14 protein-coding genes are annotated in these 13,965 nt (G+C 63.9%); 5 read left to right on the forward strand and 9 right to left on the reverse strand.

Annotated elements, in window-relative coordinates:
* Nucleotides 1-141: 141 nt before the first annotated feature.
* Complete coding sequence (locus tag OYT13_RS17900; protein WP_017231664.1) at nt 142-780, reverse strand: peroxiredoxin; 639 nt, start codon at nt 778-780, stop codon at nt 142-144.
* A gap of 205 nt (nt 781-985) precedes the next feature.
* Between OYT13_RS17900 and OYT13_RS17905 the strand changes: the two genes are divergently transcribed.
* The 3 genes from OYT13_RS17905 to OYT13_RS17915 all read left to right on the forward strand — a co-directional run bounded on the left by OYT13_RS17905 (nt 986) and on the right by OYT13_RS17915 (nt 2,305).
* Nucleotides 986-1,294 carry a DUF883 family protein gene (locus tag OYT13_RS17905; protein ID WP_026131540.1) on the forward strand — a complete coding sequence of 103 codons (309 nt, stop codon included), beginning with the start codon at nt 986-988 and terminating at the stop codon, nt 1,292-1,294.
* Between the two features lie 95 nt (nt 1,295-1,389).
* Nucleotides 1,390-1,773 (forward strand): phage holin family protein, encoded by a 384-nt coding sequence (locus OYT13_RS17910; RefSeq protein ID WP_017231662.1) that lies wholly within the window; start codon nt 1,390-1,392, stop codon nt 1,771-1,773.
* A 13-nt stretch (nt 1,774-1,786) separates the two neighbouring features.
* Complete coding sequence (locus tag OYT13_RS17915; RefSeq protein ID WP_261938153.1) at nt 1,787-2,305, forward strand: DUF3318 domain-containing protein; 519 nt, start codon at nt 1,787-1,789, stop codon at nt 2,303-2,305.
* A gap of 91 nt (nt 2,306-2,396) precedes the next feature.
* On the opposite strand, the gene OYT13_RS17920 is transcribed toward OYT13_RS17915, so the two are convergent.
* The 8 genes from OYT13_RS17920 to OYT13_RS17955 all read right to left on the reverse strand — a co-directional run bounded on the left by OYT13_RS17920 (nt 2,397) and on the right by OYT13_RS17955 (nt 11,655).
* On the reverse strand, nt 2,397-2,924 hold the full coding sequence (locus OYT13_RS17920; protein WP_174975146.1) for a GspH/FimT family protein: 528 nt from the start codon (nt 2,922-2,924) through the stop codon (nt 2,397-2,399).
* Nucleotides 2,914-3,567 carry a hypothetical protein gene (locus OYT13_RS17925; protein WP_268566737.1) on the reverse strand — a complete coding sequence of 218 codons (654 nt, stop codon included), beginning with the start codon at nt 3,565-3,567 and terminating at the stop codon, nt 2,914-2,916. The genes OYT13_RS17920 and OYT13_RS17925 overlap by 11 nt, the downstream gene beginning before the upstream one ends.
* Nucleotides 3,546-4,499 carry a PilW family protein gene (locus tag OYT13_RS17930; RefSeq protein WP_174975148.1) on the reverse strand — a complete coding sequence of 318 codons (954 nt, stop codon included), beginning with the start codon at nt 4,497-4,499 and terminating at the stop codon, nt 3,546-3,548. Before OYT13_RS17930 ends, OYT13_RS17925 begins: the two co-directional genes overlap by 22 nt.
* The gene (locus tag OYT13_RS17935) at nt 4,496-4,753 is read right to left on the reverse strand and encodes a hypothetical protein (RefSeq protein ID WP_268566738.1); all 258 of its coding nucleotides are present in this window, start codon (nt 4,751-4,753) and stop codon (nt 4,496-4,498) included. The genes OYT13_RS17930 and OYT13_RS17935 overlap by 4 nt, the downstream gene beginning before the upstream one ends.
* Before the next feature lie 428 nt (nt 4,754-5,181).
* Nucleotides 5,182-5,439, reverse strand: coding sequence for an acyl-CoA-binding protein (locus OYT13_RS17940; protein ID WP_017231656.1), 258 nt, complete (start codon nt 5,437-5,439; stop codon nt 5,182-5,184).
* Between the two features lie 315 nt (nt 5,440-5,754).
* The gene (gene adeC, locus OYT13_RS17945; protein ID WP_017231655.1) at nt 5,755-7,245 is read right to left on the reverse strand and encodes an AdeC/AdeK/OprM family multidrug efflux complex outer membrane factor; all 1,491 of its coding nucleotides are present in this window, start codon (nt 7,243-7,245) and stop codon (nt 5,755-5,757) included.
* A 3-nt stretch (nt 7,246-7,248) separates the two neighbouring features.
* Nucleotides 7,249-10,428: an efflux RND transporter permease subunit gene (locus OYT13_RS17950; RefSeq protein ID WP_017231654.1), complete on the reverse strand. Its 3,180-nt coding sequence runs from the start codon at nt 10,426-10,428 to the stop codon at nt 7,249-7,251.
* 15 nt (nt 10,429-10,443) lie between these two features.
* Nucleotides 10,444-11,655 (reverse strand): efflux RND transporter periplasmic adaptor subunit, encoded by a 1,212-nt coding sequence (locus OYT13_RS17955; RefSeq protein ID WP_026131539.1) that lies wholly within the window; start codon nt 11,653-11,655, stop codon nt 10,444-10,446.
* A gap of 484 nt (nt 11,656-12,139) precedes the next feature.
* Here OYT13_RS17955 and OYT13_RS17960 point away from each other — a divergent pair, with 484 nt between their 5' ends.
* Together OYT13_RS17960 and modA are read left to right on the forward strand one after the other, a co-directional pair.
* Complete coding sequence (locus tag OYT13_RS17960; protein WP_026131538.1) at nt 12,140-12,802, forward strand: TetR family transcriptional regulator; 663 nt, start codon at nt 12,140-12,142, stop codon at nt 12,800-12,802.
* Nucleotides 12,803-13,121: 319 nt separating this feature from the next.
* Nucleotides 13,122-13,946 carry a molybdate ABC transporter substrate-binding protein gene (gene modA / locus OYT13_RS17965; protein ID WP_232424484.1) on the forward strand — a complete coding sequence of 275 codons (825 nt, stop codon included), beginning with the start codon at nt 13,122-13,124 and terminating at the stop codon, nt 13,944-13,946.
* Nucleotides 13,947-13,965: the final 19 nt, after the last annotated feature.

Genomic DNA, 13,965 nt, shown 5'->3' on the forward strand with positions numbered 1-13,965 from the left:
CGCAAGTCGCGGGCCGTCAATCCCCCGGGCGACGGCGCGTACCAAACAACAATGCCAGCGCTCTCGCGCTGGCATTTTCCGTTTCAGCGTCCGTCGAACAACGTCGACATTCGTCGACAGCGTTCCGACATGCAAGCCGGATTACTTGTTCGGCTGCGGCGTGAGACGCAGGTAGGGACGCACGACCTTGTAGCCCTTCGGGAATTTCTCCTTCAGCACGGCTTCGTCCTTGATCGACGGTACGATCACGACGTCTTCGCCATCTTTCCAGTTACCCGGCGTCGCCACCGAGTAGTTATCGGTCAGTTGCAGCGAATCGATCACGCGCAGGATTTCGTCGAAGTTGCGCCCCGTGCTGGCCGGATACGTAATGGTCAGGCGCACCTTCTTCTTCGGATCGATCACGAACAGCGAGCGAACGGTCACGGTTTCGCTGGCGTTCGGATGGATCATGTCATAGAGCTGCGACACCTTGCGATCGCCGTCGGCCAGGATCGGGAAGTTGACCGTCGTGTGCTGCGTTTCGTTAATGTCGTTGATCCAGCCTTTGTGCGACTCGGCATCGTCCACCGACAATGCGATGGCCTTTACGTTGCGCTTTTCGAACTCACCCTTGAGTTTGGCGGTCAGACCGAGCTCGGTCGTGCACACCGGCGTGTAATCGGCCGGGTGCGAGAAGAGCACCCCCCAGCTGTCGCCGAGAAATTCGTGGAACTTGATTTTGCCAACCGACGAGTCTTGCTCGAAATCGGGGGCAATGTCACCCAAACGCAATGTCATTTACAGTCTCCTTGAGATCCGTCAACTCAGTGGGGTAAAGACTAAAGGATGCTAACCTTTGCCAGAACGAATAAAAAATTTGGTGCAAATAATTATTCGAAATATAAGGCGGTTGGGACGTTGTTTTCTGGCAACGACGCATTGAACGCGTTACGATGTGACTCATATCCCTCTCGCATTTTCCTCCCAAAATCGGGTAACGACCATGTCGCAAGTCCCTACCAACAAGGAGAAGTTCATGACCGATATCAAATCCGTATTGGCCGACGCCGAAGATTTGCTCAAGCAAGCCGCCAACACGACCGGTGAGCGTGCCTCCGAACTGAGCGACAAGGCCCTGGCGCTGCTCAAGCAGGCCAAGGAAAAAGCCTCCGACGTGCAGGTTGTCGTCGTGGAGAAGAGCAAGCAGGCGGCGCGCGTGACCGACGACTACGTTCACGACCATCCGTGGCAAGCCGTGGGCATTGCCGCCGGCATCGGCGTGGTGATCGGCCTCCTGCTCAACCGTAAGTAAGTTACGCCGACGCAAGTCACTTCCTCGCCTACTCTGCCCAAGGCGGAGTCCACCTGACCGGCGCGACGGGTCAGGTGGGCCGCCAAGCCCACCCCATGACCGACAATGATCGCACGACCCCGCCGCGGCCTTCGCTGCGGCGCCTCGCCGGTGCGTTGCTCGAGATCGTACAGTCGCGCATCGAACTGATCGGCATCGAGTTGACCGAGGAGAAGGAGCGCCTGATGGGCGTGGCTTTCCTCGGCCTGGCCGCGATGCTCTTCGGCGTGCTCGCTCTGGTGTCGCTCACCGCGCTGGTGATCGTGATTTTCTGGGACACCTACCGTCTTCAGGCCATGACCGGCATCTTTGCCGTGTATCTGGTGCTGGCGGGGTGGTGCGCCGTGCGTGCGCGCAACATTCTGCGCGATGCGCCGATGCCGTTCGAGGCCACGCTGGCCGAGTTCGAAAAGGATCGCGACGCGCTGCGTCCGGACTGAAGGAGATCTGCCCGTGCCGCTCGAACCGAACCGCCCTCGCCGCCCGCGACCGTCACGACGCTCGCGCCACGATCTCCTCGCCATTCGCAAGGAGCTGGTGCTCACGCGCATCGCCGTCGAGCGCGCCGAACTGATCCAGGCCGCGCACGTGACGCGCGAGCGTTTGCGCAATTTCCGTTGGGTGCGCTACCTGTTGCCGGGCGGCCTCGCGAAGTTCGCCGGGCTTGGGGGCCTCGCGAACTCCGGGCTCAAACTCGGCGGTCTGCTCGAGCGCTACCCCCTGGTCAGCTCGGTGGCCTCGCTTGCGCTCACCGGCTTGTCGCATACCCCCGTCGGACGCGTTGTTCGTCGCGGTCTCAAGTGGGGCGGCCTCGGCGTGCTCGCATGGCAAGGCATCAAGCTCTGGCAGGACTCGACGAAGCCGTCAGCGCCGCAAGCCGATGAACCCAACGCGGCACACGCCACTGCCGCGTCCGCCACAAACAGCACCCACGCCAACGCGAACGACGCCGGCATCCCCCCCGTCATGTAATGGGCACGCCCCCTATGCCTCAGGACATGACGGCAACACCACTTCTCGACGCCACGCCCGCATGACTGCATGACGGCGCGCGGTCATGGCATCATCGCGGCGCGGCGGCGCACCGACGTGACATGCGGGCGCGGCCATAGGCATTGATCGTGATGCAGATGCGACGCTCGTGCCCCTCGATCCGCACCGTCCCCGAGAGCCATTTGTCGCGCTCGGTTCGTATGAAACCGCTTTCCGCGAACGCCAGCCCTTCCGTGTAGTACAGCGCCCAGTCCGCTTCGATGTGTACTCCCGGTGGCAACGGCGCATGTCGCGCCAGCAATTGATCCCCCGCGTCGAAGCGATGATTCCGATTTTCGTCCACGAACGTCACCCAGCCGCCGCTCAGCGCCCCGCCATCGTGCGGCGCTATCGCCACGCGCCGGTGGCGCGCCAGGGCTTCCGCGCGCGCGGCCTGCATCGACGCCAGGAAGGCGCGCGCCGTGATATCCACCCCCACCCGGCGGCGAACGGCCTCGATGGAAGGCGCGACCGCCAGCAGCGCCACGGCAAGCACCGCCACCGCGACAACACACTCCAGCAGCGTGATGCCCGACATCGCCCGCGGATCATGATGCATCGCAAGACTCACGCTGAGCGCCGTGCGTGGACTTTCCCACGGCATCGTCGTGCCACGTCACCACCTCGCGCCAACTCAATGCGCGCGACGAATACGACGAACGCGAAGCATCCGATCCGCGTCCCTCACCGGGACGAACCTCCTGCTCGCGACGACGAACCTCATAGATCGCCTGCAGGTAGACACGCGTCCCGGGCAAGTCGCCACATCCCATCGCACTGACCCGATAGCGTCGCACCGACGCATCGCGCTTTGCTGCGTCGTCGGTCCAATAGGCGGACAACGCGATTCGCTCGATGAAGTAGCTTGCCTTATGCCGTTTGACGACCGCTCCACTGCCACTCCACTCGACTGTCCGCCATCGCGGCACGCGTTTTGGATACCAGACGTCGCCCCGATGGCTCGCCGCCAGCACCCCATTCGGCCCGGCGTCGAACGCCGACATGCTCGCGATCTCCGCGGCCTGTGCGCCGTCGGTAAGCCAGTCGCGCGCCTCGGCAAGCGCCTTGTCGGCTGCGGCAAACGCCCCGACACGATCGTTCGTGTACGCGACGAAACGGTTCGCCAATTGGCGATGCTGCATGCCGGAGGCGGCCAGTGCCATCAGGGCGGCCAACCACATCACAATGAAGACGCCAACCATTCGGCCTCCGCCCCCACGCCACCGTCGTTGCGACGATAGGCCACCGCATTGAACACATGTAAATGGACGTCGCCAGCGTTGCCCAGTCGCTTGAACTCACGACCGCCGGTCGCCGCGTCGAACACTTCGATCACGCTCACTGCCCGCGGCTTGCCACCGCGACGCGGCGCCCCGCGCATCACCAACGAAAACGCGACCGCCGCCACGTTCTCCCATCCCCGCTCGCCGGCCGGCGGGCGCGCGGGTCGGTTCCGCATCCGCGTGCCCGGCGCGACCCAACGCAAGCCCCCGGCCCCTCGGTCACGCAACCCCAATCGGATGTACATGGCCTCCACCCCCATGACCAGCACTTCCGGGCGGCGCAGATCGGTCGCCGTCGCCTGACGCTCACCGTAGCGGCAGTAAAGCGAGGGAATCGCGTCTTCTCCCTTGTCCACATAGAAGATGCTGAGTTGACGTTCGTCCAGCCGTCCCGTGGCTTTCACGCGGTACCCGCCGCAATTGTGCACAGCCCCATTGCCCAGCAAAAAGCCCGCCCCGTGAAATTGCACCTCCAGCAGCGCACTGCCCTGCCATCCGAACCGCGAACAGTTGTCGGCCGTGAGCGCACACTCGGCGCCGACACGCAGCGACGGCCAGTCTCTCACCCCTTGCCCGGGCAATCGGATCGCGCCTTCCATCGGGTCCCAGTTTCGATATCCGGCCATACCAACGGCACGCGTGAGCTGTGTCAGCGCGAAGATGGCGCGCTCGTTGACGTCGTATCGCTCGGCCTGCACTCGCCACAAGCGAATGCCCGCGAGATAGATCGCCGTCGCCGCCATGACGACCAGCAAGCCCAGCGGCATCGCCAGTACCACCTCGAGCAACGTGAAGCCAGTCATGCGACGTTTGCGCCAGCCATCGCCCCAGTCGCCGCGCGGCGCGCTCATGGTTGACCGAGAGCGAGCCACGCATCGCCCGCCGCTGGGGGTCGCGACAGTGCCGCCCCCGGGGCTGGCAAGGCCATCATCGTCACGTTCGGCGTCGATGCGAGTTCGGCAGATGACATTCCCCCGGCGGCCTGCCATCGTGCAAAGCCCTGCGCACCGGCCGTCAGCGCCAGCACGGCAAACATGACGTCGAGCAGTGTCGCGCCCCGTGCCAATGCCCTACGCCGCACACCGCACTGCGGCCGCCCCTTCATCGGCGCCTGCCTCGGTGGCACCGAGGCGGGCGGTGTCCAGGGCTGCGCTCCCCGCCGCCGGCTTCGGCCCGCGTCGAACGGCGGCATACCGCGACCTCGCCGCGAGCGCGTCCGGGCGCGATGGGTCAACGCATCGCGAAGCGTATGCCGGTCGGTCAAGCGCATGGGGTGTCGGCGATCCTGTCTCATGGTTCGATACCTCGTCTCGTTGATGACGCGTCCATCGTCGCGCACGGTCGACGAAACGCCAATCGGACACCGCCGCAAAACCCGCCCCGTCATGCGCCACCTCACTGCTCATACGCAACGCATGCCCGCCATCACGCAAACGCCCATAAAAAAACGGCGACCGAAGTCGCCGTCTGTTGGCGCGTCGTACCGAGGGGACTCTACGCCGCTTCATCGCGTCATTGCCGCCCCCGGCAACCTTATCCCTTCAACTCATCGACAAGTGCGACATACGCTTCCTGTGCCTCTTCTTTCGACTTGCCCTTGAGCATCTCCCAGGCGTCGAACTTGGCACGCCCGACAAAATCCGTGATGCCGGGACGCGCACCGGACACGTCGCCTTCCGTGCCTTGTTTGAAGAGCGCGTAGATCCGCAGCAACGTGAAATTGTCGGGGCGCTCGGGCAGCGCCTTGGATTGGGCTACGGCCTCGTCGAAGCGCGTTTGAAGATCGCTCATGGTGTCTCTCCCTGGAAAAACGGTCAGCTTATAAGTGCCCCGCGCGTCGCGTCGGCAACGTCATGCAAACGCTCGCGTCGACGCTCGGGGTGTTGCGAATACAACGCGAACTAGGATATCGACGAAGCGGTATGCCAGGTAGGGGCGAGCGTAGAACCCAGCGTCTAAACCTCTCGGGAACTGAGCTTGTTTACCGCGAAACACGACGCCCGAACGTAAAACGCCCGGCGTATTGCCGGGCGTCTCGATCGTCAAACCTTGCACCGTCGCGAGACATTTGCGCCAATCACGCCGCGCGCCTGCCTCGCGACACGATCACGATGCGGGTGCCGCCGGTGCCGATGCCGCCCCGGCGCTGGCCGGTGCGGTGTGCTCCTCCCAACCGCCTCCGAGCGCCTTGTACAGCGTAACGAGGTTGGTCCAGCGCGACAGACGCGTCGCGATCAGTGTCTGCTGCGCCGCATACAGCGAGCGTTGCGAGACGAGCGCGTTCAGGTAACTATCCACGCCATTGCGATACCGCAGGTCCGAGAGCTTGTAGCTCTCGTCGCTCGCCTTGACGAGTGACTCCTGCGCGGCGATTTGATCGTCGAGCGTGCCGCGTGCGGCCAGCCCGTCGGACACTTCGCGGAACGCCGTCTGAATCGCCTTCTCGTAGTTGGCGATCTCGATGCGCTTTTTCACCTTGGCCAGATCGAGATTGGCCAGATTCTGCCCGCCCGCGAAAATCGGCAGCGTGATGGTCGGTGCGAACGACCATGCGCCCTGCCCGCCCTTGAACAGATTGCCCAGCGACGCGCTCGCCGTCCCCGCGCTCGCCGTGAGCGAGATCGACGGGAAGAACGCGGCACGCGCCGCGCCGATGTTAGCGTTGGCGCCCTTGAGCGTGTGCTCGGCCGCCGTCACGTCAGGGCGACGCAGCAGCAAATCGGACGGCAGCCCGGCGGGGAGATCGGTGAGCAGGCCTTGCCCGTCGAGCGGACGTCCCGGCGGTAAGTCCGCCGGTAACGGCTGACCGATGAGCAGCGCGAGCGCGTTCTCGTCCTGCGCGACCTGGCGCGTGTACTGCGCCAGATTCGCCCGCGCCGCATCGACCGGCGTTTGCGCCTGTCGCAGATCGAGCCCCGAGGCCGTCCCCACGTCGAAGCTACGCTTGGTCAGCTGATACGACGACTCCTGGCTCTTGAGCGTGTCGGCCGTCAGTTTGAGCAGATCCTGATCGGCCAACCAGGTGAGGTAGGCCGTCGCCACTTCCGAGATCAGCGTGATGTGGGCCGTCTTGGCCGTGTCCTCGCTGGCCAGATACGTCTCCAATGCCTGATCCTTCAGGCTCTGGATACGACCGAACAGATCGAGTTCGTATGACGTAAAGCCTACGCCTACCTGGTAGCTGCGGCTGATGCTGGCCCGCCCGGAGGACGTCAGGTCCCCCGGCGTGCGCTGAACCGACCCCTGCCCTGCCACCCCCACCGAGGGCAGCAACGCGGAACGCTGGATCTGATACTGCGCACGCGCGGCTTCGACGTTGAGCATCGAGACGCGCAGATCGCGGTTGTTCTGCAGCGCGATCTCAATCAACTTCTGCAGGCGGGGATCGGTAAAGAAATCGCGCCAGCCCAAATCGGCCGCCGCCACGCTACTGCTGCCCGCGGTGCCGTTCTGGTTTGCCGCGCCAGGCGTCTTGTAGGCCGGGCCAGTGGGGAACGTCGTGGCGACCGGCGCCTCGGGCCGCTCATAATGCGGCGCCAGGGTACAGCCTGCCAGGGACGCTGCCGCCAAGGCAATCGACAATGCTTTGTGCTTCATAGCTCAGTTTCCTTCCTTGGCGGGGCCTTCGGTGGCGTCCGGGTTCGGCTTGCGCGCTTCCGGATGCTCCACGGTGTCCAGGTCTTCATGCGCAAAGCGCTTGCGCACCAGCACGAAGAAGACGGGCACGTAGTAGATCGCAAGGAACGTCGCCGCCAGCATACCGCCGATCACGCCCGTCCCGATCGCGTGCTGCGAAGCCGAGCCCGCGCCGTTGGAGATCGCCAGCGGCAACACGCCGAGCACGAACGCCATTGACGTCATCAGAATCGGTCGCAGACGCAGGCGCACCGCCTCCATCGTCGCTTCCATCAGGGTGCGGCCCTGCTCCTGAAGGTCCTTGGCGAATTCCACGATCAGAATCGCGTTCTTCGCCGACAGCCCCACCGTGGTCAGCAGACCCACCTGAAAGTATACGTCGTTGGACAAGCCACGCAGGGTCGCGGCGAGCAACGCCCCCAACACCCCCAAGGGCACCACCAGAATCACCGAGAACGGGATCGACCAGCTTTCGTACAAGGCCGCCAGACACAGGAACACGATCAGGATCGAAATGGCGTAGAGCGCCGGCGCCTGCGAGCCGGAGATGCGCTCTTCGAACGACAGCCCCGTCCACTCCAGACCGATACCCGTCGGGAGTTGCTTCGCAATTTCCTCGATCGCCTTCATGGCGTCGCCCGACGACTTGCCCGGTGCCGGCATGCCCTGAATTTCCACGGCAGGCACCCCGTTGTAGCGCTCCAGACGCGGCGAGCCATAAATCCACTGCCCCGTGGCGAAGGCCGAGAACGGCACCATGGCCCCGCTCGAATTACGGACGTAAAGTTTGTTGATGTCCTGCGGCAGCATGCGATCCTTCGCTTCCGCCATCACGTACACCTTCTTCACGCGACCGCGATCGATAAAGTCGTTCACGTACGACGACCCCCAGGACGCCGAGAGCGTGGAGTACACATCGGCAATCGACAGCCCCAGCGCGGCGGCCTTTTCTTCGTCGACGTCCACCTTGTACTGCGGCGTATCGTCGAGTCCGTTCGGACGCATGTTCGCAAGGTTCGGGTTCTTCGCCGCCATGCCCAGCAACTGATTACGGGCGGCCATGAGCGCGTCGTGGCCGAGACCCGCGCGATCCTGCAACTCGAAGTCGATACCGCCTGCGTTACCGAGTTCCGGCACCGACGGCGGGTTGATCGCGAAGACCATCGCGTCCTTCATGCCGGCGAACGCCCGGTACGCCCGTGCGATGACCGACTGCACCTTGAGATCGGCCGACTGACGCTCATCCCACGGCTTCATCATCGTGAACGCGAGACCCACGTTCTGACCGCGGCCGTTGAAGCCGAAGCCCGTCACCGTGAAGATCGAACGCACGGCGTCCTTTTCATTCTCCAGATAGTGCTTCTCGACCTGCTTCATCACGTCGAGCGTACGCTCCTGCGTCGCGCCCGGCGGCAATTGCACGAGGTTGAAGAAGTAGCCCTGGTCTTCGTCAGGCAAGAACGCGGTCGGCATACGCACGAACAGGAAGCCCACGACGGCCACGATCACCACGTAGACGATCAGGAACGGCGTGCTGCGCTTGAGAATGCGCTCCACCTGGCTCTGGTACTTTTTCGAGCTGTTGTCGAACGTGCGGTTGAACCAGCCGAAGAAGCCGCGCTTCTCATGCACTTCGCCCTTCTTGATGGGCTTGAGAATCGTGGCGCACATCGCCGGCGTGAGCACGATGGCCACGAGCACCGACAGCGCCATGGCCGCCACGATGGTCAGCGAGAACTGGCGATAGATGGCGCCGGTCGAGCCGCCGAAGAACGCCATCGGCACGAACACCGCCGAGAGCACGAGCGCCACCCCCACCAGCGCACCGACGATCTGGCTCATGGCCTTTTTCGTCGCTTCCTTCGGACTCAGCCCCTCTTCGGACATCACCCGCTCGACGTTTTCCACCACCACGATCGCATCGTCCACCAACAAACCGATGGCGAGCACCAGCCCGAACATCGACAGCGTGTTGATGGAGAAACCCGCCGCGCCCATGATGCCGAACGTACCGAGCAACACCACCGGCACGGCAATCGTCGGAATGATCGTCGCCCGCAGGTTCTGCAGGAACAGATACATCACGAGGAACACGAGCACGATACCTTCGATGAGGGTCTTGATCACTTCCTCGATCGAGATCTTCACGAACGGCGTGGTGTCGTACGGGAAGTCGGCCTTCATGCCCGTCGGGAAGTACTGTGCGAGGTCCGCCACCTTCTGCTTGACCGCCGTGGCCGTTTGCAGCGCGTTGGCGCCCGTGGCCAGCGTGACCGCGAGACCCGCCGCCGGCTTGCCGTTATAGCGCGCGACCACCTGGTACGATTCACCGCCCAGCTCCACGCGAGCGACATCGCCCAGACGCACTTGCGAGCCGTCCTTGTTGACCTTGAGCAGGATCTGGCGGAACTGCTCCGGCGTCTGCAAGCGGCTCTGCGCCATCACCGTGGCGTTGAGCTGCTGGCCCTTCACCGCCGGCGCGCCCCCCAGCTCGCCCGCCGAGACCTGCACGTTCTGCGCCTGGATGGCGCTCGAGACGTCGAGGATCGTCAGGTTGTAGCCGTTGAGCTTCTGCGGATCGACCCACACACGCATGGCGTACTGCGCACCGAAGAGCTGGACCTGACCGACGCCGTTCACACGGCTGATCGGATCCTGCACGTTGGCGGCCAGATAGTTCGCGAGGTCGATGTCGGTCAGTTTGCCGTCGTCGGAATACGCGCCGATCACCAGCAGGAAGTTCTTGGTCGCCTTGGCGACCTTGATGCCCTGCTGCTGCACCTGCTGCGGAAGCAGCGGCGTGGCGAGTTGCAGCTTGTTCTGCACCTGCACCTGCGCGATGTCCGGATTCGTGCCTTGCGCGAAGGTCAGCGTGATCTGAGCGGTACCCGAGCCGTCGGAGGTCGACGACATGTACTCGAGGTTGTCGATACCGTTCATCTGCTGCTCGATCACCTGCGTGACCGTATCCTGCACGGTCTGTGCGGAAGCGCCCGGATAAACGGCAGTGATCTGAACGGACGGCGGGGCGATCGGCGGGTACTGCGAAACCGGCAGCTTCAGGATCGAAAGCGCACCGGCAAGCATAATGACGATCGCGATCACCCAAGCAAAGATCGGGCGATCGATAAAAAACTTTGCCATGAAAGAGGCTCCGCGTTATTGAGCTTTGGCGCCCGAGGCGGGGGCGGCCGCTGCCGGTGCACTGGCACCTGCAGGCGCCTCAGCCCCCGGCAACTGCGCCGGAACCGCCTTCGCCGGCGCGCCCGGGCGCACCTTTTGAAGACCCGACACGATCACCTGATCGCCGGCGGCCAGACCCGCACTCACCAGCCACATGTTGCCGATCGCGCGATCGGTGACAAGCTGACGCAACTCGACCTTGCCTTCCTTGTTCACGATCAGTGCCGTCGGCTGGCCCTTCTGATCACGCGTGACCCCCTGCTGCGGCACGAGCAGACCGCCCTCCTTCACGCCTTCCTGCAGCTTCGCGTGCACGAACATGCCGGGCAACAACTCGCGGTTCGGGTTCGGGAAGATGGCACGCACGGTCACCGAGCCGGTCGTCTGATCGACGGTAATGTCGGAGAACTGCAGCTTGCCTTCGAGCGGGTACGTCGTGCCGTCTTCCAGGGTCAGTTCCACCTTGGCGGCGTTCTTGCCCGCGCTTTGCAGCTTGCCCTCGGCCAGCGCACGACGCAGGCGCAACCCTTGCGCCGCCGATTGCGTCACGTCCACATACATCGGATCGATCTGCTGAACGGTCGTCATCAGCGTGGCGGCCCCTGCCTGCACGTAGGCGCCTTCCGTGACCTGCGACAACCCTGTGCGGCCCGAAATCGGCGCCGGCACGTCGGTGTAGCCGAGGTTGATCTTCGCCGTGTCGACGGCCGCCTTGCCGGCCTGCACTTCGGCGTCGGCTTGCAGCGATGCGGCAACGGCGTTGTCGTAATCCTGCTTGGACACCGCCTCGACGGCCACGAGTTGCTTGTAGCGATCGGCCAGCAGTTTCGTCGACGCCTGATTCGCCACGGCCTTCGCCAGCGTTGCCTTGGCGTTTTCATACGCGGCCTGATACGTGGCCGGATCGATCTTGTACAGACGCTGGCCCGCCTTGACGTCACCGCCTTCGGTGAAATCGCGCTTGAGCACGATGCCGTCGACGCGCGCGCGAACATCGGCCACGCGGAAGGGCGAGGTGCGTCCGGGCAGGTCGGTCGTCAGCGTTACGTTCTGGGATTGCAGCGTCACGACGCCGACTTCCGGCACCATGGCCTGCGGCGGCGGCGGCTTCTTGCCGCATGCTGCCAAGGCCAACACCGCGAGTGCGACGGCAGTGACCATCCCCAGTGAACTTCTCTTGACGTGCATATACGCCCCCGATAAATGGAATGCGGTCAAACAAAATGACAAGTACGTTGCGTACGATTGCGGCGGCAAAGGCCCGTCCGCAATCCCGTCGCGCAGAGGCGGGTCGGAAGTGCCTGAGGCCCGGAATGCGGGCCCCCGGAGACAGGCCCGGAAGGCGGCCAAGAAGACGTCCCCGGCGCGGCGAACCGCGCGCGCTGGCACTCATGTGAGATCGTCGAACAGGCTCCGGGGCCCCGGCGGGTGAGCAGGCGAATCCTGCCCTAAACCGCGCGGCGCGCCCCGGTCAATTCGCTCCCTGGGATCAGTGAGGTGTTTCCCTTAGACGAAGGAGCTTAAATGTTCCCTGTGCAATAGAGCAAGCGGCTGCTATTATAGATACATTCATGAATGTATGTAAATCATATTGCGTCGCATCAATGTGCGGCGCTCGTTACGTTTCATTCCACTGCATTTCGCAAATTTCCGCCGCCCCTGTGACACGACGATGGCCCGCAGAACCAAAGAGGAAGCGATCGAGACCCGTAATCTGTTGCTAGACACCGCCGAGACGGTGTTTGCACAGAAAGGGGTATCGCGTACGTCGCTCGCCGACATCGCCGAGGCCGCCGGCCTGACCCGCGGCGCCATTTATTGGCACTTCAAGAACAAGATCGACCTGTTTAACGCCATGACGGATCGCATCCGTCTGCCGATGGAACGCATGATCGACGAGGAATGCACGGAGCCCCAGGACGGTGACCCGATGGCGCGCATGCACGAGATCTGCAAGCTCGTGCTCAGGGAGACGGCGCGTAATGAGCGCCGCCGTCGCGTGCTCGACATTCTGTTTCACAAGTGCGAATACACCAACGAGATGCTGTCGGTGCTCGAACGTCAGCGCGAAGCGTGCGCCGACGGCAAGCAGCGCATCATGCGAGATATGGAACGCGCGATCGAGCGCGGTCAACTCCCCCAGGCGCTCGACACGCGCCGCGCAGCGATCATGTTGCACGCGCTCGTGGTCGGCATGATGTCGGACTGGCTCTTCCTGCCCGACTACGACCTCGGCGTGGAGTGCGATGCCGTGGTCGACGGCTTCTTCGACATGCTGCGCACGAGCCCCGCGATGTTGCGCGCCGGCAGCGAGCCGCCGCCGAGCGCCGCCTGACGAACGTCTACGCACCTCTAGGCGCGCTTACACGCCCTTACGCTGCCTTACCCCCCCCATACGTGCCTTTGCGCGCCTATGTGTGCCTTTTGCCCGCCCCAAAGGTCTCTCGCGCGCCCTACGAGGGTCATCTGAGCACCGTGATACGGCGTATACCTGTACAGCGTCGCAGCGTTATATATAATCCTACATAACGCGTTGCGCACCTTGCGCGACCAGTGGTCCGGCCTCGCTGCCGGACTGCATTCATGAGCCGGCTCACGGCGACATTCGCCGAATACCGAGTCAGCCGAGCCAACCTAAGCTGGAGACCACGTTCGTGAAAGCTGTCGTTACTGTCGTAATCGCTCGCCGCAAGTCCCACGCTCCGTACAAAGCCGCCACGATGTTGCACCGCGCACTGGGCGTCGCCATCGTTGGCGCAAGCCTGTTGTTTGCCGGCCACGCGGCGGCTCAGCAAGTGTATGCTGCCGCCAGTATGAAAAACGCGCTCGACGATGTCTCGGCTGCCTACACAAAGGAAACCGGCAAGACACCGGTGCTCGTCTACGGCGCCAGCTCGACGTTGGCTCGTCAAATCGAGAAAGGCGCCCCTGCCGATGTATTCATTTCGGCCGACCAGGACTGGATGGACTACGCGCAGAAGCACGATCTGATCGACACGAGCACGCGTCACAACTTGCTCGGCAACGCGCTCGTGCTGATCGCCCCGGCCGCGACCACGGGCAACGTCGATCTGACGCCGGGCGCCACCGACCTCGACACCAGGCTCGGCAGCGGCAAGCTCGCGATGGGCGACCCCGCGCACGTACCGGCGGGTCTCTATGGCAAGGCTGCACTCGAGAAGCTCGGGCTCTGGCCGAAGGTGCAAGGCAAGGTCGCGGCCGCCGACAACGTGCGTAACGCGCTGTTGCTGGTCGCACGTGGCGAAGCGCCCTACGGCATCGTCTACAAGACCGACGCCAACGCCGAGAAGCGCGTGCGCATCGCCGGCACGTTCCCGCCCGACAGCCATGCCCCGATCGTCTACCCGGTGGCGGTGACGAAGCAGGCCAACCGCGCCGACGCGGATCCGTTCTACCGATTCCTGCAAACGCCGGCCGCCCAGGCCACGTTCCAGCGCTTCGGCTTCACCCGCCCGTGAATTCGCCCGCCCATCCTTC

The sequence above is a fragment of the Pandoraea sp. XJJ-1 genome (assembly GCF_026802345.1).
GTDB lineage: Bacteria > Pseudomonadota > Gammaproteobacteria > Burkholderiales > Burkholderiaceae > Pandoraea > Pandoraea cepalis.

Excerpts from the sequence above, each read along its gene's own strand:
- adeC (WP_017231655.1), bottom strand. The coding sequence starts at position 7,245 with ATGAAGCACAAAGCATTGTCGATTGCCTTGGCGGCAGCGTCCCTGGCA.
- OYT13_RS17955 (WP_026131539.1), bottom strand. The coding sequence starts at position 11,655 with ATGCACGTCAAGAGAAGTTCACTGGGGATGGTCACTGCCGTCGCACTC.
- OYT13_RS17930 (WP_174975148.1), bottom strand. The coding sequence starts at position 4,499 with ATGAGCGCGCCGCGCGGCGACTGGGGCGATGGCTGGCGCAAACGTCGC.
- OYT13_RS17925 (WP_268566737.1), bottom strand. The coding sequence starts at position 3,567 with ATGGTTGGCGTCTTCATTGTGATGTGGTTGGCCGCCCTGATGGCACTG.
- OYT13_RS17910 (WP_017231662.1), top strand. The coding sequence starts at position 1,390 with ATGACCGACAATGATCGCACGACCCCGCCGCGGCCTTCGCTGCGGCGC.
- OYT13_RS17960 (WP_026131538.1), top strand. The coding sequence starts at position 12,140 with ATGGCCCGCAGAACCAAAGAGGAAGCGATCGAGACCCGTAATCTGTTG.
- OYT13_RS17920 (WP_174975146.1), bottom strand. The coding sequence starts at position 2,924 with ATGCATCATGATCCGCGGGCGATGTCGGGCATCACGCTGCTGGAGTGT.
- OYT13_RS17900 (WP_017231664.1), bottom strand. The coding sequence starts at position 780 with ATGACATTGCGTTTGGGTGACATTGCCCCCGATTTCGAGCAAGACTCG.
- OYT13_RS17950 (WP_017231654.1), bottom strand. The coding sequence starts at position 10,428 with ATGGCAAAGTTTTTTATCGATCGCCCGATCTTTGCTTGGGTGATCGCG.
- OYT13_RS17935 (WP_268566738.1), bottom strand. The coding sequence starts at position 4,753 with ATGAAGGGGCGGCCGCAGTGCGGTGTGCGGCGTAGGGCATTGGCACGG.
- OYT13_RS17905 (WP_026131540.1), top strand. The coding sequence starts at position 986 with ATGTCGCAAGTCCCTACCAACAAGGAGAAGTTCATGACCGATATCAAA.
- OYT13_RS17940 (WP_017231656.1), bottom strand. The coding sequence starts at position 5,439 with ATGAGCGATCTTCAAACGCGCTTCGACGAGGCCGTAGCCCAATCCAAG.